General features: G+C 67.9%; 23 protein-coding genes. 8 read left to right on the forward strand and 15 right to left on the reverse strand.

Annotation, left to right across the window (positions count from 1 at the left end):
• Window positions 1–45: 45 nt before the first annotated feature.
• Together D103_RS0104935 and D103_RS0104940 are read right to left on the reverse strand one after the other, a co-directional pair.
• Window positions 46–519, reverse strand: a complete 474-nt coding sequence (locus tag D103_RS0104935) for a DUF192 domain-containing protein (RefSeq protein ID WP_018865904.1) — start codon at window positions 517–519, stop codon at window positions 46–48.
• Between the two features lie 3 nt (window positions 520–522).
• Complete coding sequence (locus D103_RS0104940; RefSeq protein ID WP_018865903.1) at window positions 523–795, reverse strand: heavy-metal-associated domain-containing protein; 273 nt, start codon at window positions 793–795, stop codon at window positions 523–525.
• Window positions 796–877: 82 nt separating this feature from the next.
• On the opposite strand from D103_RS0104940, the gene ilvD reads away from it, so the two are divergent.
• Window positions 878–2,731, forward strand: coding sequence for a dihydroxy-acid dehydratase (ilvD, locus tag D103_RS0104945; RefSeq protein ID WP_018875998.1), 1,854 nt, complete (start codon window positions 878–880; stop codon window positions 2,729–2,731).
• A 112-nt stretch (window positions 2,732–2,843) separates the two neighbouring features.
• Here the strand turns inward: ilvD and D103_RS0104950 are convergent, their stop codons facing one another.
• Window positions 2,844–4,880 carry a methyl-accepting chemotaxis protein gene (locus D103_RS0104950; RefSeq protein ID WP_018875999.1) on the reverse strand — a complete coding sequence of 679 codons (2,037 nt, stop codon included), beginning with the start codon at window positions 4,878–4,880 and terminating at the stop codon, window positions 2,844–2,846.
• A gap of 393 nt (window positions 4,881–5,273) precedes the next feature.
• Between D103_RS0104950 and radC the strand changes: the two genes are divergently transcribed.
• The gene (gene radC, locus D103_RS0104955) at window positions 5,274–5,945 is read left to right on the forward strand and encodes a DNA repair protein RadC (protein ID WP_018876000.1); all 672 of its coding nucleotides are present in this window, start codon (window positions 5,274–5,276) and stop codon (window positions 5,943–5,945) included.
• Between the two features lie 27 nt (window positions 5,946–5,972).
• On the opposite strand, the gene D103_RS0104960 is transcribed toward radC, so the two are convergent.
• The 5 genes from D103_RS0104960 to D103_RS0104980 form a co-directional block, all read right to left on the reverse strand.
• The gene (locus D103_RS0104960) at window positions 5,973–6,551 is read right to left on the reverse strand and encodes a glycine zipper domain-containing protein (protein ID WP_018865900.1); all 579 of its coding nucleotides are present in this window, start codon (window positions 6,549–6,551) and stop codon (window positions 5,973–5,975) included.
• A 121-nt stretch (window positions 6,552–6,672) separates the two neighbouring features.
• Window positions 6,673–7,851, reverse strand: a complete 1,179-nt coding sequence (gene bioF, locus D103_RS0104965) for an 8-amino-7-oxononanoate synthase (protein ID WP_018876001.1) — start codon at window positions 7,849–7,851, stop codon at window positions 6,673–6,675.
• Between the two features lie 10 nt (window positions 7,852–7,861).
• Entirely contained in the window at window positions 7,862–8,614 is a 753-nt protein-coding gene (locus D103_RS0104970; RefSeq protein ID WP_018876002.1) for a methyltransferase domain-containing protein, read from the reverse strand.
• Window positions 8,615–8,638: 24 nt separating this feature from the next.
• Window positions 8,639–9,634, reverse strand: a complete 996-nt coding sequence (bioB, locus tag D103_RS0104975) for a biotin synthase BioB (RefSeq protein ID WP_018865897.1) — start codon at window positions 9,632–9,634, stop codon at window positions 8,639–8,641.
• Window positions 9,631–10,089 (reverse strand): hypothetical protein, encoded by a 459-nt coding sequence (locus tag D103_RS0104980; RefSeq protein ID WP_026279170.1) that lies wholly within the window; start codon window positions 10,087–10,089, stop codon window positions 9,631–9,633. The genes bioB and D103_RS0104980 overlap by 4 nt, the downstream gene beginning before the upstream one ends.
• Window positions 10,090–10,335: 246 nt before the next feature.
• Between D103_RS0104980 and D103_RS0104985 the strand changes: the two genes are divergently transcribed.
• The gene (locus D103_RS0104985; RefSeq protein WP_018876003.1) at window positions 10,336–10,896 is read left to right on the forward strand and encodes a ComF family protein; all 561 of its coding nucleotides are present in this window, start codon (window positions 10,336–10,338) and stop codon (window positions 10,894–10,896) included.
• Between the two features lie 17 nt (window positions 10,897–10,913).
• Here the strand turns inward: D103_RS0104985 and ubiA are convergent, their stop codons facing one another.
• The 7 genes from ubiA to D103_RS0105020 form a co-directional block, all read right to left on the reverse strand.
• A complete protein-coding gene (ubiA, locus tag D103_RS0104990; protein WP_018865894.1) occupies window positions 10,914–11,783 on the reverse strand; it encodes a 4-hydroxybenzoate octaprenyltransferase in 870 nt (289 codons plus the stop codon).
• Between the two features lie 350 nt (window positions 11,784–12,133).
• Window positions 12,134–12,700 carry a peroxiredoxin gene (locus D103_RS0104995; RefSeq protein WP_018865893.1) on the reverse strand — a complete coding sequence of 189 codons (567 nt, stop codon included), beginning with the start codon at window positions 12,698–12,700 and terminating at the stop codon, window positions 12,134–12,136.
• On the reverse strand, window positions 12,697–15,027 hold the full coding sequence (gene dsbD / locus D103_RS0105000) for a protein-disulfide reductase DsbD (RefSeq protein ID WP_018876005.1): 2,331 nt from the start codon (window positions 15,025–15,027) through the stop codon (window positions 12,697–12,699). Before dsbD ends, D103_RS0104995 begins: the two co-directional genes overlap by 4 nt.
• The gene (gene cutA / locus D103_RS0105005; protein ID WP_018876006.1) at window positions 15,015–15,356 is read right to left on the reverse strand and encodes a divalent-cation tolerance protein CutA; all 342 of its coding nucleotides are present in this window, start codon (window positions 15,354–15,356) and stop codon (window positions 15,015–15,017) included. Before cutA ends, dsbD begins: the two co-directional genes overlap by 13 nt.
• A 3-nt stretch (window positions 15,357–15,359) precedes the next feature.
• On the reverse strand, window positions 15,360–16,157 hold the full coding sequence (locus D103_RS0105010) for an efflux RND transporter periplasmic adaptor subunit (RefSeq protein WP_018876007.1): 798 nt from the start codon (window positions 16,155–16,157) through the stop codon (window positions 15,360–15,362).
• A gap of 38 nt (window positions 16,158–16,195) precedes the next feature.
• Window positions 16,196–17,572: a TolC family protein gene (locus D103_RS0105015; RefSeq protein WP_018865889.1), complete on the reverse strand. Its 1,377-nt coding sequence runs from the start codon at window positions 17,570–17,572 to the stop codon at window positions 16,196–16,198.
• Window positions 17,573–17,607: 35 nt separating this feature from the next.
• Window positions 17,608–18,147, reverse strand: a complete 540-nt coding sequence (locus tag D103_RS0105020) for a thioredoxin family protein (protein WP_018865888.1) — start codon at window positions 18,145–18,147, stop codon at window positions 17,608–17,610.
• Between the two features lie 217 nt (window positions 18,148–18,364).
• Here D103_RS0105020 and D103_RS0105025 point away from each other — a divergent pair, with 217 nt between their 5' ends.
• The 5 genes from D103_RS0105025 (at window position 18,365) to D103_RS0105045 (ending at window position 22,782) form a co-directional block, all read left to right on the forward strand.
• On the forward strand, window positions 18,365–18,847 hold the full coding sequence (locus D103_RS0105025) for an FxsA family protein (protein ID WP_018865887.1): 483 nt from the start codon (window positions 18,365–18,367) through the stop codon (window positions 18,845–18,847).
• A gap of 150 nt (window positions 18,848–18,997) precedes the next feature.
• A complete protein-coding gene (gene groES, locus D103_RS0105030; protein WP_017942807.1) occupies window positions 18,998–19,288 on the forward strand; it encodes a co-chaperone GroES in 291 nt (96 codons plus the stop codon).
• A 50-nt stretch (window positions 19,289–19,338) separates the two neighbouring features.
• Window positions 19,339–21,003 (forward strand): chaperonin GroEL, encoded by a 1,665-nt coding sequence (groL, locus tag D103_RS0105035; protein WP_018865886.1) that lies wholly within the window; start codon window positions 19,339–19,341, stop codon window positions 21,001–21,003.
• A 427-nt stretch (window positions 21,004–21,430) separates the two neighbouring features.
• On the forward strand, window positions 21,431–22,072 hold the full coding sequence (locus tag D103_RS0105040) for an OmpA family protein (protein ID WP_018865885.1): 642 nt from the start codon (window positions 21,431–21,433) through the stop codon (window positions 22,070–22,072).
• 209 nt (window positions 22,073–22,281) lie between these two features.
• Complete coding sequence (locus tag D103_RS0105045) at window positions 22,282–22,782, forward strand: thioredoxin fold domain-containing protein (RefSeq protein WP_018876009.1); 501 nt, start codon at window positions 22,282–22,284, stop codon at window positions 22,780–22,782.
• The last annotated feature ends 24 nt before the right edge of the window (window positions 22,783–22,806 follow it).

Consider the following 22,806-nt stretch of genomic DNA (forward strand, 5'->3'; position numbering starts at 1 on the left):
CAATTTGCGCGTCGGCAGCCCGGGCCGCGTTGTGCTGGAAAGGTGTCAGTCGTTCCCGCCGACGATTCGCTCCAGGTCGGGTACGCGATCGCCGGCCGCGACGCCGTGCCGCTCGAACCAGCCGGCATTGACCTCCAGCGCGTAGCGCACGGGGCGTTTCGCCTCATGGATGCGGGTGGAGTGGGGTGTCATGGATGCGATGTTGGTGATGGTGAAATCGGCATCGATAAAGGCCACATCCAGCGGGATGCGGGTGTTATGCATCCACATGCCGTACTGCGCCGGACGCGGCCATATGAACAGCATGCCGTGGTCGTCCGGCAGGTGGTCGCGGTGCATCAGGCCGATCCGGCGGGCGCGGTCCGTCGCGGCGATCTCGACGGTAAGGGTCTGTTCACCGATGTCCAGGTCGGCCGTCGGGAGCCCGTTTTCGGCCTGCGCGCACCCCGCGCCAAAGCCGACGAACAGGATCAGCCAGGCCAGCCCGGCCCAGGCCCGGCCCGGCGATCGGAGTGGCACGGCCTAATCGCCGCTCATGCGCCCCACAGCGCAGCTGGCGAAGGACTTGGCCTTGGCACTGGTGGAACGCCAGCCGGAGACCGATCCCACCTCGGGGTAGCCCATGCTGGCGAGCTTGGCGGCGACCGCTTCGCGGGCGCTGTCCGGGGCCTGGACCTCGACGGCGCCGCCTTCCACGTCGACCTCGGCCTCAGTGACGCCTTCGACCTGCAGCAGGCCCTTGCGGATGGAGCTGGCGCAGCCGCCGCACTTGATGTTCTCGACCTCGATTTTCATTGCCGGGACCTCGGGATACTGGGGTTTGTACGACTCATTATGTACGATTCCGCTTCTGCGTAAACGTTCACGAGACCCGACCATGCCCGCCTATCGCTCCCGCACCACCACCCACGGCCGCAACATGGCCGGTGCCCGCGCCCTGTGGCGCGCCACCGGCATGAAGGATGGCGACTTCGGCAAGCCGATCATCGCCATTGCCAACTCCTTCACCCAGTTCGTGCCCGGGCACGTGCACCTGAAGGATCTGGGCCAGCTGGTCGCCGGCGAGGTGGAGAAGGCCGGTGGTGTGGCCAAGGAGTTCAACACCATTGCGGTGGATGACGGCATCGCGATGGGTCACGGCGGGATGCTCTATTCGCTGCCCTCGCGCGAGATCATCGCCGACTCGGTCGAGTACATGGTCAATGCCCACTGCGCCGACGCGCTGGTGTGCATCTCCAACTGCGACAAGATCACCCCCGGGATGCTGATGGCCGCGATGCGCCTGAACATCCCGGTGGTGTTCGTCTCCGGCGGCCCGATGGAGGCCGGCAAGGTGCAGGCCCCGGGTAGCGACAAGGTCATCCATCTGGACTTGGTGGACGCGATGGTCAAGGCCGCCGACTCCAGCGCCAGCGACGAGGAGGTGGAGTCCATCGAGCGCTCCGCCTGCCCGACCTGCGGCTCCTGCTCCGGCATGTTCACCGCCAACTCGATGAACTGCCTGACCGAGGCCCTGGGCCTGTCGCTGCCGGGCAACGGCTCGCTGCTGGCCACCCATGCCGGCCGCAAGTCGCTGTTCGAACAGGCCGGCCGGCGCGTGGTCGAGCTTGCGAAGCGCTATTACGAGCAGGACGACGCATCCGTGCTGCCGCGTTCGATCGCTACCTTCGAGGCCTTCGAGAATGCGATGAGCCTGGACATCGCCATGGGCGGCTCCACCAACACCGTGCTCCATCTGCTGGCGGCCGCGCGCGAGGGCGAGGTCGACTTCACCATGGCGGACATCGACCGCCTGTCGCGCAAGGTCCCGAACCTGTGCAAGGTGGCCCCGGCCACCCAGCTCTACCACATGGAGGACGTGCATCGCGCCGGTGGCGTGGTCGGCATCCTCGCCGAGCTGGATCGTGGCGGGCTGATCCACCGCGACATCCCGACGGTCCACGCCGACACCATGGGCCAGGCCCTGGAACAGTGGGACGTGATGCGCCACGCCGCCGAATCCGAGACTCTGTACAAGGCCGCGCCGGGCGGCGTGCCCACCCAAGTCGCGTTCAGCCAGGACAAGACCTGGGACAGCCTGGATATCGACCGCGAGAACGGCTGTATCCGCGATATCGAACATGCCTACTCGACCGACGGCGGCCTGGCCGTGCTCTACGGCAACATGGCCCCGGACGGCTGCATCGTGAAGACCGCGGGGGTCGACGAGAGCATCCTGAAGTTCTCCGGCCCCGCGCGGGTGTTCGAGAGCCAGGACGCGGCCGTCGAGGCAATCCTCGGCGACCGCATCCAGGCGGGTGACGTCGTGATCATCCGCTACGAGGGCCCGAAGGGCGGCCCCGGCATGCAGGAGATGCTCTACCCGACCTCGTATCTGAAGTCCAAGGGGCTGGGCAAGGAATGCGCGCTGATCACCGACGGGCGCTTCTCCGGCGGCACCTCCGGGCTGTCCATCGGGCACGTCTCGCCGGAGGCCGCGCAGGGCGGCGCGATCGGCCTGATCGAGGAGGGCGACACCATCGTGATCGACATCCCCGGGCGCGAGATCCGCATCGACGTCGACGACGCCACCCTGGCGGCCCGGCGCGAGGCGATGGAGGCCCGCGGCGCGAAGGCCTGGAAGCCCGAGTCGCGGACCCGTCCGGTCACCCAGGCCCTGCGCGCCTACGCCCTGATGACGACCTCCGCCGCCTTCGGCGCGGTGCGCGACATCTCCCGCTTCGAGGACTAGCCTGCGGCTGGGCCCGCTACCAGGCAGGCGGGCCGGGGCCATCGTGCACACCAGGGCCGGCCCCGGGGGCAGCCATCACTGGCACCGGGGTGGGCGTCCCCTGTTGTGGGTGTCACCCGCGCTGCGAGATGGTGAACGAGCTGGTCTGGTCCTGAAGCTCGGCCGCCAGGCGTGCCAGCTCGTCGCTGGCCGAGGTGGTCTGCTCGGAGCCGCTGGCCGTCTGCTCCGCTATCTCGCGGATGCTGACGATGCTGCGGTTCATCTCCTCGGTGGTGGCGCTCTGCTGTTCGGCCGCCGAGGCAATCTGGGTGTTCATCTCGCTGATGTTGCCCACCGCTTGCGTAATGGCCTGCAGGGCCTGCGCGGCCTGGTCGGCCTGTTCGACACCCGTCTGGGCCTGCTCGCGGCTTTGGTTCATCACCTTGACCGCCTCGCGGGCGCCGCCTTGCAGGCGTTCGATCATCTCCTCGATCTCCTGGGTCGAGTCCTGCGTGCGCGAGGCCAGGGTGCGGACCTCGTCGGCGACCACCGCGAAACCGCGGCCGGTCTCGCCGGCTCGCGCGGCCTCGATTGCGGCGTTCAGGGCGAGCAGGTTGGTCTGTTCCGCGATGCCCTTGATGACGTCAAGCACGCTGCCGATCGTTTCGCTGTCGGCTGACACGCGCTGGATCACCTCGGCGGCGCTTTCGAGTTCGCGGGCCAGTTGTGCGATGGATTTCGAGTTGGAGGCGACCACCTCCAGGCCGTTGTTTGCCTCGCGGTCGGTATTGCGGGTGGTGTCGGCCGCGCTTGCGGCATTGCCGGCGACATCCTGCACGGTGGCCGTCATCTCGTTCATGGCGGTGGCGACCTGATCGGTCTCCTGGCGCTGGCGTTCCACATTGGCGGCGCTCTCGCGGGAGACGGTGGCCAGTTCCTCGGAGGCCGAGGCGAGTTGGGCGGTGGCCCCGATGATCTGCTGGATCAGCCCTTCGAACTGGGTGGCCATACTGTTAAAGCGTTCCCCGACATCGTGCATCTCGTCCTGGGTCTGGATGGCGACCCGGGTCGTGAGATCGCCGCCCGCCATGCGCTGGGTGGCGTCATTGAACTGTTCAACGCTGGCCTTGATCGAGCGATACAGCCCGACGAAGAGATACGCGAGCAGCAGGAGTACGCCCACAACAACGGTGATCGCCAGGTTGCGCACAAGCGTGTCGCTGCGAATCCGGTCGGCGAAAATGGCGTCCAGTTCAGGGACGGTTGCGTCGTACAGCGCAAAGGTGGTGTCAATGGAGCGCGTGGCGGCGTCGAACACCTCGCGGGCGGCGATGTCGATGGTGTCGGTGTTCAGTAGTTGCGACTGCACGATGAGGGAGAATTCTTCAACCGCAGCTTCGTTACGTTCGACATGTTCGCGGAGCCGGTCTGCAAGTTCCGGGTTGGCCGAGAACGCGGCCTCCAGGCCCGACTCGAGGTCTCCAGTGATGGATTCCATGTTGGCGGACAGCACGGCAAGCCGGACGCGGGTGTCCCCATCCAGTTCGCCTGCCGCTGCGGCGCCGGAGCCCACCGCCCGGGCCTGTCCCATGGTCTCGGTCAGGTTCGGCAGGCGGTTCACAAGGGCATCGCCGAGGTAATAGCTGTCGAGGTATGGGTCCAGGGTGATCTCGGAGGCATCGGCGACATTGCCGATCAGGTCGAGCAGGTCGGCGACCAGATCGGTATGGCGTTGCAGGCTCTCCGACGGTGTCATCGAATCTCCGTCCGCCTGGATCCCTCCCCAGGTCTGACGAATGCGATCGAACTGGCTCCGAGTTCCCAGGGTAGCGCCAAGGCCCCGGTCGACCGCTGCAAGATCCTCCAGCGCCCGGTCGACCTGGCGACCGATCTCGCGTAGCCGGGCACGCGCGCCGTCATCGCCGCCCAGCAGGGCGGCCATCATGCCGCGGTGCTGCTGAATATATTCCACTGGTTCGCGCGCGGCCTCAATATAAGCCAACCCCTGGCGTTCATTGCTTACGAACCGGATGTTGTCGTTCAGGTTGACCAGCGTGATGCCGCTGAGCATCAGCAATGGCAACAAGACGACGACGAAGATCAGCCCGAACTTGATCGGATACCGGAAGCGATTCATCAGCCAGGTGGCTGGGTGGAAGATGGCGTCCATGGAATTCTCCTTAGTGGTGCACGTCCAGCCCTTGGGAGTCTGGAGCGCGAGCCCCGTCCCTGCCCCAGCCTTAACGGTCGCAAACAGCGGTTCTTTAGGCCTGTGTCAGGCCTGGCGGGGGGCAGGAGGGGGCGCCGCTGCGTATTTTCCGGCGCGGCGAGGGAGGCCCGGCCTGGGCCCGGGAACGGCTGTGCCCGCCGCCTCGCGGCATTTGTGGCAAGATGCGAGGCTTGAACAGCTCCGGCCCCGGGACTGTTTGTGAATGACGCCCGTGTGGGCGGAGGCACCCAGGACAGCTTCTTCCGATACGGTGCCCGCCGTTACGATGAACGAAGCAGAAGGCACAAGAGCGCTCGCGCTGCGTGCCCCAATCTCGGCCACAGGGAGGTGGCTATGGCGATTACCGACTGGCCCGCGGCCGAGCGTCCGCGGGAGAAGCTGATCGAGCGCGGCGCGGCCGCGCTTTCCGATGCGGAGCTGCTGGCGATCTTTCTGCGCACCGGCGTGGCCGGCAAGAGCGCGGTCGATGTCGCGCGCGACCTGCTCGGCCGCTTCGGCGGGCTGCGGCCGCTTTTACAGGCCGATCAGGCGGGGTTCTGCGCGGCGCCGGGGCTGGGCGATGCCAAGTACGCCCAGCTCCAGGCGGTGCTCGAGATGGGGCGGCGGCACCTGGCCGCCGATCTGGAGCGTGGCGATGCGCTGACCTCGCCGACCGCGACCCGCCAGTTCCTCGCGGCGCGCCTGCGCGACTATCCCTTCGAGGTCTTTGCGGTCCTGTTCCTGGACAACCGCCACCGGGTGATCGCCTTCGAGGAGCTCTTTCGCGGCACCATCGACGGTGCCTCCGTACACCCGCGCGAGGTGGTGCGGCGTGCCCTGCGGCACAACGCGGCGGCGGTGATCCTGGCGCACAACCACCCCTCGGGCGTGGCCGAGCCGTCGCGCTCGGATGTCGCCATCACCCGCCGCCTGGCCGATGCCCTTGGGCTCGTGGACGTCCGGGTCCTCGATCATGTGATCGTCGCCGACGAGAGCGTGTCCCTGGCCGAGCGCGGCGAGTTGTAGCGCCTTGTCCCTGGCTGGCCCCGCCGGTCAGCCGCGGATCTCCCAGTGCCCGGGCTCCGACGGACAGGCGGTGCCGGTGTGACGCTGGCCGTCGATGGTCATCTCGAAGTCGCGGCAGCCACTGTCGCGGTTGCGGCGCGGGGTCAGCTGTACCGGCTGGTCATGGGCATTGCGCCAGTGCACGGTCTGGCCGGTCTCGGCCAGTTCCAGGGCGTGTCCCATGCAGGCCTGGTCGTTGCGATCCATCTGGCGGCCGATCATGCCGCCCAGCACCGCGCCGCCGGCCGCGCCAATCAGGATCGCGACCGGGTCGCCATCGCCAACCCGATGGCCGATCACAGCCCCCGCGCCGCCACCGATCGCGGCCCCGATCGCGTCGCGGTTGCAGCGCCCGTCCATCACGCCGTAATCCCGCTCCCAGCGGTCATAACTGTGACCGTGGTAGCCGTGATAGCCCGGGTCGTTCTGCGCGCGCCAGCCGTGGGCCGGTGCCCAGGGCGGTGGCGAGGCCAGGGTATCGGCGGCAAATCCGAACAGCAGTGCGGCGGCCAGTACCTTCAGGTGCGCGGGCAGGCCGCGACGGGATTGGGTGCGTTTCCGTGCCATGGTCCGTCTCCTTTTGATCGGATACGGGCCCAGCTTGGCGTTGTTTCGCTGAACGGTTGTTTAACGTGGCGGGGTGTTTTGCGGAAGCGTGAACGGCTGCGTGTCGGGACTGTGCGCGGTTTCACGTGGTGGTGGCGAGCGCGTGCTCCAGCGCCCGTAGCAGCGTATCCACTTGAGACTCGGTGTGGCTGGCGGACAGCGTGATGCGCAGCCGCGCCTGGCCCTCGGGGACCGTCGGCGGGCGGATGGCCGGGACCAGGAAGCCGGCGGCCAGCAGTCTCTCGGCTACGGCACTGGCGCGGCGGGCGTCACCGATGTGGACCGGCTGGATCGGGGTCAGGGGCGGCGGGTGCTGCAGGCCGAGCCGGTCCAGGCCTGCCCCCAGGCGTTGCAGCAGGCCCTGCAGGTGCGCACGGCGATCCTCGGCGGCCTCGGCAATGCGCACGGAGGCGAGCGTGGCGGCGGCCAGGGCGGCCGGCATCGCGGTGGTGTAGATGTAGGGGCGCGCGGTCTGGATCAGGGTCTCGATCAGGGCCTCGGAGCCGGCGACGAAGGCCCCGGCGGTGCCGAAGCCCTTGCCCAGCGTGCCCATCAGGATCGGGACGTCGTCCGCGCCGAGGCCGTGGTGCTGGCAGCTGCCGCCGCCGGTCGCGCCCAGCACCGACAGGCCGTGGGCGTCGTCCACCATCAGCCAGGCGTCGAACTCGCGCGCCAGCGCGGCCAGTTCCGGCAGCGGGGCGATGTCGCCGTCCATGGAGAACACCCCGTCGGTCACGATCAGACGGTGACCGCGATCGGGAGCCTGCTCCAGACGTTCGCGCAGGTGCCCGGGATCGGCATGGTGATAGCGCTGGCTGCGCGCGCCGGCCAGGCGCACGGCGTCGATCAGCGAGGCATGGTTCCAGCGGTCCTCGAATACCGTGTCGTGGCGGCCGGCCAGCGTCTGTACCAGCGCCAGGTTGGCCATGTAGCCGGTCGAGAACAGCAGCGCGCGCTCGCGCCCGGTGAAGCGCGCCAGCGCCTGCTCCAGTTCCACATGGGCGCGGGTGTGGCCGTTGATCAGATGGGCGGCCCCGGCCCCGACCCCGTAGCGGTCGAGGGCCTCGCGGGCGGCGGCGGCGACGGCCGGATCGGCCGCCAGACCCAGGTAGTCGTTGGAGCAAAAGGCGACGATAGATTTACCGTCGATGACCTGCTCCGGCTGCTGCGGCCCGTCCAGCGTGCGCAGACGGCGCCAGCGACCGTCCGTGCGCACGCGGTCGAGGCGGGCCTGCAGAAAGGCCTGCAGCGACTCGCTCATGGTGAATCGCTCACGGCCGCAGCCCGGCGCGCAGGAAGATCGGCCAGTGCACGCGGGCGGTGATGTCCGTATTCGGCCACAGCGCGCGCAGGGCCGGCTCCAGCACGGCCAGTGGATCCTGCCCGACGGCCTGCGCGCGGCGGATGGCCGACCAGGTGCCGAGGTAGCCGAGCAGGGTGTCGCGGTCCCAGTCGCGGTCGATCCGAAACTCGGGCGTTTCGATCTCCGGCCAGGGGAACGGCAGGTCGCTGTAGTGGCTGCGGATGTGGCTGCGCTCTTCCGGCCACCAGGGCGCCAGGGTGGTGTCGTGGAAGTCGGTCAGCAGGCGGTCCAGCGCCGGGTCCTCGGCGCGCAGGATGCCGTAGCCCCAGATCGCCAGCAGGCCGCCCGGGCGCAGGACGCGTGCAACCTCGTGATGGAAGTCGGCATGGCGGAACCAGTGCGCGGCCTGGGCGACACAGGCGAGATCTATCGAGGCGTCGGCCAGCGCGCAGGCCTCGGCGGCGCAGGCGATGCGGTCGATGCCGGTGGTCGCCGGCAGGGCGGCCAGCAGGGCCGGGGCGGCATCCGTCGCCACGACCTGCGGGAAGTGCGGCTGCAGGCCCTGCGCGGCCTGGCCGTTGCCGCTGGCGCAGTCCCAGGCCCGTTCGTGGCGCGGGGTGTGCGCGGCCAGCCAGTCAAACAGCTCGGCGGGGTAGTCCGGACGGTGGCGGGCATAGTCCCCCGCCACGGCGGAAAAATGATCGGGGAATCCGCCGCCCACTGTTGTGCCCTCCTCTCGTCTGGCTCAGGCCGATGCGGAGGCGGGCCGATCCGATTCCGCAGGGGCCTCTGGTCCGGTCTCCGGGCGCAGGCCCAGGCGTTCGAACAGCGCGAGGTCGTGGTTCTCGCCGGGGTTTGGTGTGGTCAGCAGGGTGTCGCCGTAGAACAGCGAGTTGGCGCCGGCCAGGAAGCACAGGGCCTGCATCTCGTCGGACATCTCGGTGCGCCCGGCGGACAGGCGCACGTAGGAGGCCGGCATCAGGATGCGGGTCGCGGCGATGGTGCGCACGAACTCCAGCGGGTCGAGGTCCTCGATCCCGTGCAGCGGCGTGCCCTCGACCTGGATCAGCTGATTGATGGGGACCGATTCCGGGTGCTTCGGCAGGTTGGCCATCTGCTGCAGCAGGCGCGCGCGGTCGCGCCGCGACTCGCCCATGCCGAGGATGCCGCCGCAACAGACGTTCATGCCGGCCTCGCGCACATGCTCCAGGGTCTCCAGGCGGTCCTCGTAGGTGCGCGTGGAGATGATGTGCCCGTAGAACTCCGGCGAGGTGTCGAGGTTGTGGTTGTAGTAGTCCAGCCCCGCCTCGGACAGGCGTTTCGCCTGCTCGGCCTTCAGCATGCCGAGGGTCATGCAGGTCTCCAGCCCCTCGTCCTTGACGGCGCGCACCATCTCGATCACGCGCTCCAGGTTCTTGTCGGTGGGGTTGCGCCAGGCGGCCCCCATGCAGAAGCGGGTCGCGCCCTGGGCGCGGGCATTGCGCGCGGCCTCGAGCACTTCCTCCAGCGGCAGCAGGCGCTCGCGCTCCAGCTCCACGTCGTGGTGCGCGCTCTGCGGGCAGTAGGCGCAGTCCTCCGGGCAGGCCCCGGTCTTGATCGACAGCAGCGTGCTCACCTGCACCGCATTGGGGTCGAAGTGCTCCCGATGCACCGTCTGCGCGCGAAAGATCAGGTCGTTCAGCGGCAGGTCGAGCAGGGCCTCGACCTCGTCGGTATTCCAGTCGTGGCGGGGCGTGCTCATAGGTGGTGGTCCTCGTCGGATTCGGCGGGGATCTCGACATCCGCCCAGGGCTCGCGGTAGATGGTGAACAGCGCGTAGATCGTCCAGGGCAGCAGGATGGCCGCGGCGATCGCCCAGTAGGCGCGGTAGTAGTCGAGATCCGGGGGGAAGAAGGTGGCGACCACGATCAGCGCGCCCATCAGGGCGTAGTAGCGGTACGCGGCCCACTGGGTGTGATGGCCGACGCGCGGATCGGGGTGGTGTTTGTTCAGGGCGTAGACCAGCATGGAGCCGCCGAACCACAGGACCAGCGGGACGATCCCCATGATCGCGGCGATGATGAAACCGACCCCGACGCCCTCGCTGCTGACCACGAACAGCGGGATGCCGGCGATCGACACGCTGATCAGGTTGCCGATGTCGAACATCGACGCGGCGCGCCGAGAGCTGCGCCCGGAGACGGTCCTGGTGGCCATGGTCTACCCTGCATGCAAAACGCAGAGCATACCATCATGCCCCTGACCCCTTCATCGCAACCGGGCCCTGTGCATGCCGTGGCCGCGCGCTGGACGGCCTGGTCCGCTGCCTGCGCCGAGTGGCTGGCGGAGGCCCTGTACCCGTCCCATTGCGGCCTGTGCCTGGCGCCCGGACCGGCGGTCTGCACGGGCTGCCGGGGCGATCTGCCACCACTGGAGCGCCCGTGTCCCACCTGTGCGCTCCCCTTGCCGACGGCCGGGGTGTGCCCGGCCTGCGTGCGCCAGCCCCCGGCGCTGGACGCGCTGCACGCCGGATGGGCCTATGCCTGGCCGCTGGACCAGTTGATCCTCGCCTACAAGCATGGCGGCAATGTTCGGGCCGAGCGGGCCCTGGCGGCGCTGGCGGGCCATGTCGCCCGGGTGGCCTTTGACGGTGGCGGCCAGGGACGTCGGTCCTCGCCCGATACGGTGCTGCCGGTGCCGCTGCACGGGCGGCGGCTGCGCGAGCGCGGTTTCAATCAGTCGGATGTCCTGGCCCGGCGCGTGGCGGCGGAATTGGGGGCGGCGCTGGAGACCCGGGCGTTGCGGCGCATTCGGGCCACCGCGTCGCAACAGGCGCTGGGCCGCAAGGCCCGCCGGAGCAATGTGAAGGGGGCCTTTGCCTGGCGCGGCGAGGATCTCGCGGGGCGGCATGTGCTGCTGGTGGATGATGTGGCCACCACCGGGGCGACGCTGTCGGCGCTGGCCGGCGTGCTGCGGCGGGCGGGTGCCGAGCGGGTGGAGGGGCTGGTACTGGCGCGTGCCTGAGCCGCCCAGGGGGCGCGTCAGGCGCCGAGGTGATGGTCGGCGATCATCGCTAGCAGGACCACGGCGCCCAGGTAGTGGTTGTTCTTGAAGGCCCGCAGGCAGTCGGCAGGCTCGCGCTCGAAGATCAGGAACTGCTGGTAGAACATCAGCATCGCCACGATCACCAGCCCGGCCGTGTAGTAGCCCCCGAACCCGGCGTGCTGGCCGACCAGGTAGAGCCCGTACCAGACCAGGACCTGCAGCCCGGCGGTGATCAGGCGGTCCAGCTCGCCGAAGGCGATCGCGGTGGACTTCACGCCGATCTTCAGATCGTCCTCGCGATCCACCATGCCGTAGAAGGTGTCGTACACCACGGTCCAGGCCAGAACCGTCACGAACAGCAGCCAGGCGACGGGCGGTGGATGCTCGCCGGTGACCGCGGTGAAAGCCATTGGCACGGCCCAGGCAAAGGCCGCGCCCAGATGGACCTGCGGGAAGTGGTGGAAGCGCTTGGAGAACGGATAGGTGCCGGCCAGCGCAACGGCCACCAGGGAATACAGGATGGTCAGCACATTGGTGAACAGCACCAGCACGAAGGCGACCACGCTGAGCGCCACGAAGGTGCCCAGGGCCTCGCGCGGGGTGATCGTGCCGATCGCCAGCGGACGGTCGCGGGTACGGGCCACGTGGGCGTCGAAGTCACGGTCGGCGTAGTCGTTGATCGCGCAGCCGGCCGAGCGCATCAGGACCACGCCGGCGGTGAAGATGAAGATCAGATAGGCGGGCGGCCAGCCGTCGGCCGCTACCCACAGGGCCCAGAAGGTGGGCCATAGCAGCAGGTAGATGCCCACCGGGCGATCCAGTCGGATCAGGCGGGCGAGTTCCCACAGGCGTTCGCGCTCGGTCATGGCGGCTTAGGGAGACACTGATTGGATTGCACGCTCGCGCTCGAGTCGCTTTTGCGTGCGAACAAGGCACGGTGACTGCCGTGCAGTCATTCTGCACAAGGGAACCGTAACGCCGTTCCCACGCAAAAGCGGCCGAGCCCCTTCGTGAAATAAATTGTGGGGGTGGCACCCCCTGTTCCCCGATCCTGCGTTGCGGCCCTTGCCGGTAGAACCACTACCGGCTGCGCACCGCGCCTTGTCTCGAGAAACAGGGGGTACCAACGCGAGCGTGCAATCCAATCAGTGTCTCCCTAACTTACCAGCCTTGTGGCGCAAGGGCGCCGGGCGCGCCACTCCGGCACTTGGGGATGCTACAGGTGCGCCTCCAGCCACCCGTCCAGGTCTTCCGGTTCCACCTCGCCGCGATGGGTGTCGAGGATGGTGCCATCGCGGGCGATCAGCACGGTGTAGGGCAGGGCGCCAATGCGGTTGCCGTATTCGCGGCCCACGGCGACCGCCTCGTCCTGACCGATCAGGACCGGGAATTCGATCCCGAAGTCGTCCACGAAGTGCTGGGTGGCTGTCTGTTCGTCCACCGCCACCGCGACGATGGTGAAGCCGTCGTCCCGGTGCGCCTCGTAGGTGTCCTGGAACAGCGGCATTTCCTTCTTGCAGGGCGGACACCAGGTGGCCCAGAAGTTCAGCACGATCAGGTCGCCGTCCCATTCGCTGAGCTGGCGTTCGTCCCCCGCGAGATCGGGCAGGGTGAAGTCGATGCGCTGGTTACCCGAGGCCTCCTCGGCTGCGACCTCGGGGGCCGCGTCGGTGGTGGCGCCAGCGGTATCCATCTCCGGTTCCGGATCGCCGCAGGCGGCCAGCATGAAGGCGCCGGCCGTGGCGAGTGCCAGCCCGGGGAGCGCGTGCGTGTGATGCCTCATGGTGTCACCCCGATGGCGCTTTCCACATGCGCCAGGAAACGGTCGGCATTCAGGTACCCGACGTTGCGGTAGTTGCGCAGTTCATTGCCGTCAGCGTCCCAGAAGATCATGGCCGGGGGCCCGAACAGGTTGAACTCGCGCATCAGGTTGCGGTGCTCCGAGGTGTTGTCGGTGACATCGGCCTTGAGCAGGTGCACGTCCGCCATCGCGTTGATGACGCGCTGGTCCTGGAAGGTGGTGCGGTCCAGGCGCACGCAGTCCACGCACCAGTCGGCGTAGAAGTCCAGAAACACCGGCTGGTTATTGCCCTGTGCCTGCTCCAGCTCGCGTTCGAGATCTTCGAGGCTGTCGATGTAGGTGAACTGCATCTCCGTCGGCCCGGCCTGTTCGCCGCTGGCGGTCACCGCGGGCTGATTGAGCGTGGCCAGCGGGCGGAAGATGTCCTTGCCGCCGGTGGCCGCGCCCAGCATCAGCAGCACGCCGTAGATCAGGAGCACCACGCCCAGGCCTTTCCACAGGGTGTGCCAGCCGGAGGTGCCCTCCGGCAGGGTCTTGAGTGCACCCATATAGACCGCGGTCACGATCAGCAGGATGGCCCACAGGAACATCGCGATCTCGCCCGGGATGACCCGTTCGAGCAGCCAGATGCCGATGGCCAGCAGGCCGACCCCGAAGGCCGCCTTGATGGTGTCCATCCACGGGCCGGCCTTCGGCAGCAGGCGTCCGGCGGAGGTGCCGATGGCCAGCAGCGGGGCGCCCATGCCCATGCTCAGCGAGAACAGGGCGATACCGCCCAGCACCGCGTCACCGGTGTGGCTGATATAGAGCAGGGCCCCGATCAGCGGCGCGGTCACGCAGGGGCCGACGATCAGGGCGGAGAGAAAGCCCATGATCCCGGCGCCGACGTAGGTGCCGCCTTCCTGCTTGTTGCTGATCTGCGACAGCTTGCTCTGTACCCCGGCCGGCATCTGCAGGTCGTAGAAGCCGAACATCGACATCGCCAGCGCGATGAAGATGGCGACGAAGGTGCCGATGATCCAGGGGTTCTGGAACGCGGCCTGCAGGTTGGCACCCGCCAGGCCCGCGAACACCCCGGCCACGGTGTAGGTCACCGCCATCGCCAGCACGAACACCAGCGAGATCAGGAACGCCTTGCGCGTGGTCAGGTTCTTCTGCCCGATGATGATGTTCGACAGGATAGGGATCATCGGGAACACGCAGGGCGTGAACGTCAGCAGCAGCCCGAAGCCGAAGAACGCCAGCGCCACCAGCCAGATCTGGCCGTCGGCCAGCTGGGCCGCGATGCGGTCCTGCTGGGTGACGGGCGCGGCGGCCTCGTCGTCCTCGCGCGGCTCGTCGCCGGTCTCCGGCAGGGCATCGGTGTCGGCCTCGGCGGCCAGGTCGGAGGCGAAGGTGACCGACACCTCCTGGGTCAGCGGCGGGTAGCACACGCCGGCGTCGGCGCAGCCCTGGTAATCGATCGCCAGGGTGATGTCGGCGACGTCGTCCGCGTCACGCAGCACCGGGACGAGGATCTCGACCTGGTCGCGAAACACCTGGCTCTCGCCGAAGAATTCGTCTTCCTGCAGCTCGCCGTCCGGCGGGTTGACCGGGCCCAGTTCGATGCCGTCGCCCTCGGCGATGCGCACATCCAGCTGTTCGCGGTAGAGGTAGTAGCCCTCGGCGATATCGAAGCGCAGGATCACCGCGTTCTGGCTGATGGCCTCCAGCGATGCGGCGAAGGCCTTTTCCGGTTCCAGCAGGTCATCGGCGGCGCCCAGATCACCGGACAGTTCGCCAAGGTCGCCCAGCGCGCTGCGTTCCTCCGCGGGCTCGTCGCGGGGTTCTTCGTCCGCGTCGGCCTCGCCGTTCCCGCCCGGCAGGCCGGGCAGCTCGATGGAGACGGTCTGGAAATGCGGCGGATAGCACACGCCGAGATCCGCGCAGCCCTGCGAGCGCGCGGTCAGTTCGATGGTTGTGCTCTCGGCCGCCACGATCGGCAGCTCGACCTGCACCTGGCCACGATAGGTCTCGACCCGGCCGAAGAACTCGTCTTCCTTGACCTCGCCGTCCGGGATCCGGGCTTCGCCCAGTTCGAGTCCGTCGCTCTCCGGCATGAACTCGAATTGCTCGCGGTACATGTAGTACTCGTCCGCGATGTCCCAGGTGAGGCGCACAGTGTCGGCGTCGATCGCTTCGGCACTGAGGGCGAAGGCGTCGTCCGGGTCCAGCAGGTCGTCCTCGAAGACGGCCTGGGCCAGGGCGGGCAGCAGCGTCAAGGCGAGGAGCAGGCTCGCCAGCCAGGTGCGCGGGTTCAGGAGGTGCATTGTGTAATCCAGTCCAGGTAATCGGGCAGCCCGTGTTCGATCGGCAGGGCGATGATCTCGGGTGTCTCGTAGGGGTGTTGGTCCGCCAGGCGCGTCTGGAGTTCGTCGAGACGTGCGGGCGAGGTCTTGATCAGTAGAGTGACTTCCGCGTCGATCTCGATATTCCCTTTCCACAGGTAGACCGAGCGTCCGGGCGGCAGGATGTGCACGCAGGCCGCCAGGCCCTGTTCCACCAGGGTGCCGGCCAGGGTGTCGGCCGCGGCCGGGTCATCCAGGGTGGTGATCACCAGCCAGGCGCGGGCTTCGGTGGCTTGCCGGGTGGTAGTCATGGTTCAGGAATCCCGTTCGATGCGCGCTGTCTGGCCCGGCCGCAGCGGCACACCGTCCGCCGGGGAGAACTCGACCTCGACGCGGTAGCCGCGTTCGGGCTCCTCGCCGGTCGGCTCCCAGCCCACGCGCGCGATGGTGCCGGGCAGGCGCTGGTCGCCGACTACGACCGTAACCGCGGTCCCGGGTTCCAGGGTCGTGGCCGTGTCGGCCGGGACGGTCGCCGTGGCACGCATCGGGTCGGTGGTGCCGAGGATCGCGAGCACCGGCGGCAGCAGGGCCGGGTTCACGTACTGGCCGGGGTTGGCCTCGACGCGCACCAGGCGCCCGCTGGCCGGGGCGCGGATGGTGGCGTCGTCAAGATCGGCGCGGATGCGGTCACGCTGGGCGCGGGCCTCGGCCAGGCGCGCGGCGACCGTCGCGTAGTCGATGCGGGCCAGTTCCAGCTCGCGCGCGGCGATCAGGGTCTGGTCGTAGAGGTCCTCGGCCTTGTCGCGTTCGCGTTCGGCCTCGTCCAGTTCCATCTGCAGGCGCTCCAGCGTGGCCCGGGCGGCCCGCAGGTCGGCATCGGTGCGTCGAGTGTCCAGGCGGAACAGGACGGCATCGGCCTCGACCCGATCGCCGGCGCTCGCCTCGATGGATTCGATGCGGCCGGCAACCGGGGCGGTGATGCGGTAGCGCTCGCCCCAGTCGAGCTGGGCCGCGAAGCCGTCCTCGGCCAGCACGGGCGCCGGGGTGACGGCGAGCAGGGCCAGCAGGCTGGCCGTGGTCAGCAGGGATGGGCTCGTGAATACGCGGGACATGGGCAGTTCTCCCGTCCGGTCGCCAGTGGGCCGGCGGCTCAAGGGGTTTCCTGGGTGGCGCGGAACGGGCTCAACTCGTCACGGCCGCTTAGCAGGGCCAGGCGCTCGTAGGCCAGGGCCAGTTGGTATTCGGTGCTGGCATTGAAATGCGCCGCGGCACTTTGCTGCACCATCGAGTCGCCCAGATCGGCCTGGTCCTCGATGTCGTAGAGGTAGCGCGCGCGGTCGATGTAGAGCTCGCGGTAGTCCATGCGCCAGGCGGCCTCGTCGCGCTGGGTGCGCAGGGCACGGATCTCGTCGTGCAGTTCGCGCAGGCGGTTGCGGGCCTCGATGCGTGCCTGGCCCAGTTCGGCCTCGGCGCGGTGACGGGCGGCGACGGCCTGGCCGACGCGGCTGTCGTGGCGACGGCCTTCGTACAGCGGGATCTCCAGCACCAGGCCGGCGGCGAACGGGTTGCGGTCTCCGCCGCCGAGGTCGCGGTTCCACCAGCCGGATTCGGCCTCCGCATACAGGCGCGGACGGCGCTGGGCGCGCGAGGCGGCCACCTCGCGGCTGGCGGCCTCGACCTGGCGGCGTTCGGCCAGCAGGCGCGGGCTGGTGTTGTCGAGCTCGGCCAGCAGGGTGTCCAGATCCGGCAGTTCCGGCAGGTCCAGCGGAAGCATGGGGGCGAGCACGGTGCGCACACGCCGGTCCGGGCGGTTCAGGGCCTCGGCCAGGGCGGCGCGGGTGCGGGCCTGGTTCTGCAGGGCGCGGGTGCGCTGAACGCGCAGGGTCTGATATTCGGATTCAAGGCGAAAGACCTCGATATCCGACACCTGACCGCGCTGGTTGCGCTCCTCGGCGCGTTCCTTGGAGACGTAGGCCGCGGCCATTGCCTCGGTGTCGCGGGCAAAGGCCAGATCGGCCAGCAGCACATCGAAGTAGCGCTCGAGGACGTGGATGCGGTGGCGGGCGTGGGCCAGTTCCTCGTGCTGGCGGGCGGCAACCAGACGCTGCTCGCTGGCCGATTCGCGCGCGTGGGACTGGCCGAAGTCGCTCAGCAGCTTGCGCGCCACGATGGCGGCGCGTGAGTCGTTGCGGCTGCGGTCCTCGATCTGGTCGTTGGGTTCGATCCAGCGGGCCTCGAGCCGGGCGTTTACGCTGACGTCGCGTTCGGCACGGGTCGCTTCCAGCTCCGCGCGGGCCTGCTCGCGTTCGGCGCGTGCTGCGCGCACCCGTGGGTGCAGGGCGTCGACGCGTTCCAGTGCGTCACCGACCCGCATGGGGTTGGGCAAGGGCCCGGCATCGGCCGCGCCGACGCTGTCCTGTGCCATTACCGCTCCGGCCAGCGGCCACAGGAGCAGGCCGGCCAGCAGCAGGCGGGCCAGTCGGCGCCGGTGGTGGGGGCCGGACGAGCGGGGGTGCATCGGCGACATCAGGCGTCGATCCTCGCGGGTTGAGCGGATGGGGCTCAGCGGCCGTCTTGTTCGCGCTTGAAGCGCGTGAAGTTCTGGTCCTTGTAATGCCCCTCGGCTACGAACTCGCCCAGCTGGAGGAACTCGCGGACGTCGCGCGTGGCCCCGGTGAACCGGGCGATGGGTTCGCCCTCGAGGTTGAAGAACTGGAACACGGGCGTGGCGCGCACCCGGTAGTCACGGGTGGCCCAGTCCATTTGGGTCTTGGTCTCGCCCTCGAAGGTGACGATCTCGATGGCGCCCTCGACGTCGACGCTGAATACGAGAAAGTGCTCGCTGAAGTATTCCTGAACCTCGGGCTGGTTCAGCACCTGGTTCTTCATGCGGTGGCAGAACGGGCAGTCGGCCATCTCGAAGAAGATCAGGATGCCCTTCTTGCCGGCCGCGCGCGCCTCCTCCAGCTCCTCGGGGAACTCGCCGAAGGTCGGGTCGAAGAAGTGGTGTTCCGGATCGCGCGGGTCTTCCACGGCGGCGGTCGTCAGGGCCGGGACGAGGAAGGCCAGCAGGGCCAGCATCAGGATCGGTGTGCGCAGCATGGTTCGTTTGCTCTCCGGAATATCTCGTCAGGCGTATGCACCAAAGACGTGCGGAAGACTGGCTTAATTCCCTTCCCCTTGCAAGGACAAAACGGGTCGCGGCCAGCGCGTTCCGGTGTCAATGGTTTTTGGAGTATCCGCGTCGCACCGGGGTTCCAATCGACAGCACCCGGGGGGCATGTTCCAATAATCGGGCCTGATCTGCGGAACCCCCTCGATGCGCAACCCCCTCTTTCCCCTGTTTGTCTTTCTTGGTCTGGTACTGCTCGAGATCTTCGGCTTTGCCTGGGTAGGTGACGCCGTGGGCGCCCTGATGACGGTGGCGCTGGTGATTATCACGGCCGCGGCCGGGCTGCTGCTGTTCCGGTTGCAGGGTTTCTACCACTGGCGCCGTCTGCAGCAGAGCCTGGCGCGCGGGGAGGTGCCGGCGCGGGGTCTGGTCGAAGGCTGGCTGCTGATGAGCGCCGCCGTGTTGCTGTTGCTGCCGGGTTTTTTCACCGATGCCGCCGGCTTCGTGCTGTTGATCCCGCCGCTGCGGCGCTGGGCGGCGGACGGCATCCTGCGTCGCGGCATGGTCCGCGCGCGTGGGGCTGGCCCTGGCGGCGCACAGGGCAGCGACACCATCGAGGGCGAGTTCCGCCGTCACGAGGACGGTGGCGAGCCGCCTGACGACCGGCTCGATCACGACGACCGTCGCTGATCTCCCCGCGGTCTCCGGATTTGTAACGCGCGCCCTTGACTCGCCTTTGTGTGCCCCTATTATTAGCACTCGTCAGGGGCGGGTGCTAACAGGGTGCCCGTCCGACACCCCAACTTTCCTGTTGCAGACACTTTATAAGGAGTTCGCACCATGAACCTGCGGCCTTTGCACGATCGAGTCATCGTGAAGCGTATGGAAGAAGAGCGCACCACCCCCGGCGGCATCGTGATCCCGGATTCCGCGGCCGAAAAGCCGATCCGCGGCGAGGTCCTGGCGGTGGGCAACGGCAAGATCCTGGATAACGGCGAGTCTCGTCCGCTGGACGTGAAGGCCGGTGACAAGGTCCTGTTCGGCAAGTATTCCGGCACCGAGGTCAAGGTCGAGGGCGAAGACGTCCTGGTGATGCGCGAAGACGACATCATGGCCGTCATCGAGGGCTGAGCCCCCGCCCCGCGTCCGTCTAACACGAATTTTCAGGAGTAGAACGAATCATGAGCGCTAAAGAAGTACGCTTTGGTACCGACGCCCGTACCCGCATGGCCAAGGGCGTGAACACCCTGGCCAACGCCGTGAAGGTCACCCTCGGTCCCAAGGGCCGCAACGTGGTCCTGGACAAGGCCTTCGGCGCCCCGACCGTGACCAAGGACGGTGTGTCCGTGGCCAAGGAGATCGAACTGGAAGACAAGTTCGAGAACATGGGCGCGCAGCTGGTCAAGGAAGTCTCCTCGCAGACCTCCGACGCCGCCGGTGACGGCACCACCACCGCGACCGTGCTGGCCCAGTCCATCGTCCGCGAAGGCATGAAGGCGGTCACCGCCGGCATGAACCCGATGGACCTCAAGCGCGGTATCGACAAGGCCGTCAAGTCCGCGACCGAAGAGCTGAAGAAGCTGTCCAAGCCGTGCACCGAGCACAAGGCGATCGCGCAGGTCGGTTCGATCTCCGCGAACTCCGATACCGCCATCGGCGAGATCATTGCCGATGCGATGGACAAGGTCGGCAAGGAAGGCGTGATCACCGTCGAGGAAGGTTCCTCGCTGGAAAACGAGCTGGATGTCGTGGAAGGCATGCAGTTCGATCGCGGCTACCTGTCGCCCTACTTCATCAACAACCAGCAGAACATGAGCGCCGAGCTGGAGGATGCCTACATCCTGCTGTTCGACAAGAAGATCTCGAACATCCGTGATCTGCTGCCGATCCTGGAAGGCGTCGCCAAGGCCAACAAGCCGCTGCTGATCATCGCCGAGGACATCGAGGGCGAGGCCCTGGCCACGCTGGTGGTGAACTCCATGCGCGGCATCGTGAAGGTCGCCGCCGTGAAGGCCCCGGGCTTCGGCGATCGCCGCAAGGCCATGCTGCAGGACATCGCCGTGCTGACCGGTGGCCAGGTGATCTCGGAAGAGGTCGGCCTGTCGCTGGAGAAGACCACGGTGGAAGACCTGGGCCGCGCCAAGAAGGTGCAGGTGACCAAGGAAAACACCACGATCATCGACGGCATGGGCACCAACAAGGACATCAAGGGCCGTGTTGACCAGATCCGTGCGCAGATCGAGGAAGCGACCTCCGACTACGACAAGGAAAAGCTGCAGGAACGCGTGGCCAAGCTGGCCGGCGGTGTTGCGGTGATCAAGGTCGGTGCTGCCACCGAGGTCGAGATGAAAGAGAAGAAGGCCCGCGTCGAGGACGCCCTGCACGCCACGCGTGCGGCGGTGGAAGAAGGCGTGGTCCCCGGCGGTGGCGTGGCCCTGCTGCGTGCCTGCGCCGCGATCACCAAGCTCAAGGGCGACAACGAAGAGCAGACCGCGGGTATCAACATCTGCCGCCGTGCGATGGAAGAGCCGCTGCGCCAAATCGTCTACAACTCCGGTGACGAGCCGTCCGTGGTCCTGAACCAGGTCCTCGAAGGCAAAGGCAACTACGGCTACAACGCCGCCACTGGCGAGTTCGGCGACATGATCGACATGGGCATCCTGGATCCGACCAAGGTGACCCGTTCCGCACTGCAGAACGCCGCGTCCGTGGCAGCCCTGCTGATCACCACCGAGGCCATGATCGCCGACATCCCGAAGAAGGATGACGGTGGCGGCGCCGGTGGCGACGACATGGGCGGTATGGGAGGCATGGGCGGTATGGGAGGCATGGGCGGCATGATGTAAGCCGCGCCTTCTCCGTACATCGCCGATGTACCCGGGACCCCGCTTCGGCGGGGTCTTTTTGTCTGGCGAGACGATCGGCCCCAGTGTGGTCTCGTGGGTCGGCGCCGCGTCAGGGAACCCTTAATGCGACTGTGTGTCCCTTGAGATACGCGGGATCCCCGCAGGGGCTGTTGCAATGACGTGACAGTCCGGCCGAAAGTGGCTGGATCCCGGCCAGTTTGCGGAATGTGACGGCGTTGTGATGCCGACACAAAAATTGCGTCTCGTTGCGTGCAAAACCAGAACTTGTGTGCCAGTATCAGGGTACTGTAGAGGGCTTGGCGCAAGGAGCTCGCTGCTTTGGATTGCGGATGCGCGTGCGACTACTGATTTCCGCACGACCGCAAACGGGGTCCGACGTCGATTGTTTTTACAAGGAGGCTATGCAATGAATCATAAGCTCGTTAAGAATCTTCTGGCCGCGTCCGTGGCTTCGCTGGTGCTGGGCGCCGCCGGGCAGGTCGTTGCGCAGGAACCGCCGGCCGCGAACGTCACTGACCGCAGCGGCAAGGTCGTGGTCGATCGCTCTGGCGAGTGCGTGCGCACGCGTTCCTGGGCCCCGGAAAACGTGAAGTTCGAACAGTGCGCGGGCTACATCCAGGAAACCGCCGAAGCCCCCGAGCCCGAGCCCGCCGCTGCCCCGCAGCCGGAGCCGGAGCCGGAATTCACCACTACCACGCTGAGCGCCCAGGCGCTGTTCGACTTCGACAGCGCCGAGCTGCGCTCCGAAGGCCGTTCCGCCCTGCGTGACCTGGCCCGCAGCCTGACCGCCGACGACGCCGAGTACAGCTCGGTGCTGGTCGAAGGTCACACCTGCACCATCGGCCCGGCCGACTACAACCAGGGTCTGTCCGAGCGTCGTGCCCAGGCCGTCGCCGACTTCCTGGCCAGCGAAGGCGTGCGTGAAAGCGACATCCGCACCGTCGGCTACGGCGAAGACCGCCCGACCGCCGACAACTCCACCCAGGCTGGTCGTGAGGCCAACCGCCGCGTGGAAGTGACCTCCGACGTGCGCCAGCGCGCCAACTAAGGTCGCTCGCAACACCCCGGTCGCCGGTTCGCCGGCGAGCCGGTGCAAGGCCCCGCTCCAGCGGGGCTTTTTTGTGCGAGTTTCCCCGCCAGGTCGCCGATGAACCCCTCTCCGCTCCCGGGCTGGCCGGGTTGGCGCGAAACCCCCTTCAGTCTGCGTTAATCTTGTGCCCCTAGACTGGGACCAGATATCTGGAGAGGCCGATCATCATGACGATCCATCGAATCCCGAGACGCAATCCGTTCGCGGCCCTGCTGGGGGGCGTTACCCTGATGGCGGGCTTGCTGCTGACGACCCCCGCGGCCGCCGGCGGCGTGGAACGCGCGACCGATCTGCGGGCCCTGGCCGGTAACGGTGATGGTCGGCCGACCGTGATCATGTTCGCCTCCAGTAGCTGCCCCTACTGTGACCGGGCGGAACAACAGCACTTGGGCCCGATGGCCGAGGATCCGGCCTTTGCCGGAGTGCATATCCGTAAGGTGATGCTGGACCGGGACGAGGTCCGCGACTTTGATGGCGAGACGCTGCCCGGGAATCGCCTCGGCCGGAACTACGGGGTGCGCGTCGTGCCGACCATCATGGCCTTCGATGCCGAGGGTCGTCCGGCCGGGACGCCGCTGGTGGGCATCCCCAACGAGCAGCTGTACCGCAGCCAGATCCGCACCCGCATCGAGGCCGCCCGCAACGGGGCCCGCGACGCCTCGAGCTAACAGGGAACTCTGGACGCCCACCGT

It is taken from the genome of Thioalkalivibrio sp. ALE31, assembly GCF_000377405.1.
Taxonomy (GTDB): domain Bacteria; phylum Pseudomonadota; class Gammaproteobacteria; order Ectothiorhodospirales; family Ectothiorhodospiraceae; genus Thioalkalivibrio.

Bases quoted from the DNA above. Each gene is read 5' to 3' on its own strand.
- D103_RS0104940 (WP_018865903.1), bottom strand. From the start codon at position 795: ATGAAAATCGAGGTCGAGAACATCAAGTGCGGCGGCTGCGCCAGCTCC.
- ilvD (WP_018875998.1), top strand. From the start codon at position 878: ATGCCCGCCTATCGCTCCCGCACCACCACCCACGGCCGCAACATGGCC.
- D103_RS0104950 (WP_018875999.1), bottom strand. From the start codon at position 4,880: ATGGACGCCATCTTCCACCCAGCCACCTGGCTGATGAATCGCTTCCGG.
- radC (WP_018876000.1), top strand. From the start codon at position 5,274: ATGGCGATTACCGACTGGCCCGCGGCCGAGCGTCCGCGGGAGAAGCTG.
- D103_RS0104960 (WP_018865900.1), bottom strand. From the start codon at position 6,551: ATGGCACGGAAACGCACCCAATCCCGTCGCGGCCTGCCCGCGCACCTG.
- bioF (WP_018876001.1), bottom strand. From the start codon at position 7,851: ATGAGCGAGTCGCTGCAGGCCTTTCTGCAGGCCCGCCTCGACCGCGTG.
- bioB (WP_018865897.1), bottom strand. From the start codon at position 9,634: ATGAGCACGCCCCGCCACGACTGGAATACCGACGAGGTCGAGGCCCTG.
- D103_RS0104980 (WP_026279170.1), bottom strand. From the start codon at position 10,089: ATGGCCACCAGGACCGTCTCCGGGCGCAGCTCTCGGCGCGCCGCGTCG.
- ubiA (WP_018865894.1), bottom strand. From the start codon at position 11,783: ATGACCGAGCGCGAACGCCTGTGGGAACTCGCCCGCCTGATCCGACTG.
- D103_RS0104995 (WP_018865893.1), bottom strand. From the start codon at position 12,700: ATGAGGCATCACACGCACGCGCTCCCCGGGCTGGCACTCGCCACGGCC.
- dsbD (WP_018876005.1), bottom strand. From the start codon at position 15,027: ATGCACCTCCTGAACCCGCGCACCTGGCTGGCGAGCCTGCTCCTCGCC.
- cutA (WP_018876006.1), bottom strand. From the start codon at position 15,356: ATGACTACCACCCGGCAAGCCACCGAAGCCCGCGCCTGGCTGGTGATC.
- D103_RS0105010 (WP_018876007.1), bottom strand. From the start codon at position 16,157: ATGTCCCGCGTATTCACGAGCCCATCCCTGCTGACCACGGCCAGCCTG.
- D103_RS0105015 (WP_018865889.1), bottom strand. From the start codon at position 17,572: ATGTCGCCGATGCACCCCCGCTCGTCCGGCCCCCACCACCGGCGCCGA.
- D103_RS0105020 (WP_018865888.1), bottom strand. From the start codon at position 18,147: ATGCTGCGCACACCGATCCTGATGCTGGCCCTGCTGGCCTTCCTCGTC.
- D103_RS0105025 (WP_018865887.1), top strand. From the start codon at position 18,365: ATGCGCAACCCCCTCTTTCCCCTGTTTGTCTTTCTTGGTCTGGTACTG.
- groES (WP_017942807.1), top strand. From the start codon at position 18,998: ATGAACCTGCGGCCTTTGCACGATCGAGTCATCGTGAAGCGTATGGAA.
- groL (WP_018865886.1), top strand. From the start codon at position 19,339: ATGAGCGCTAAAGAAGTACGCTTTGGTACCGACGCCCGTACCCGCATG.
- D103_RS0105040 (WP_018865885.1), top strand. From the start codon at position 21,431: ATGAATCATAAGCTCGTTAAGAATCTTCTGGCCGCGTCCGTGGCTTCG.
- D103_RS0105045 (WP_018876009.1), top strand. From the start codon at position 22,282: ATGACGATCCATCGAATCCCGAGACGCAATCCGTTCGCGGCCCTGCTG.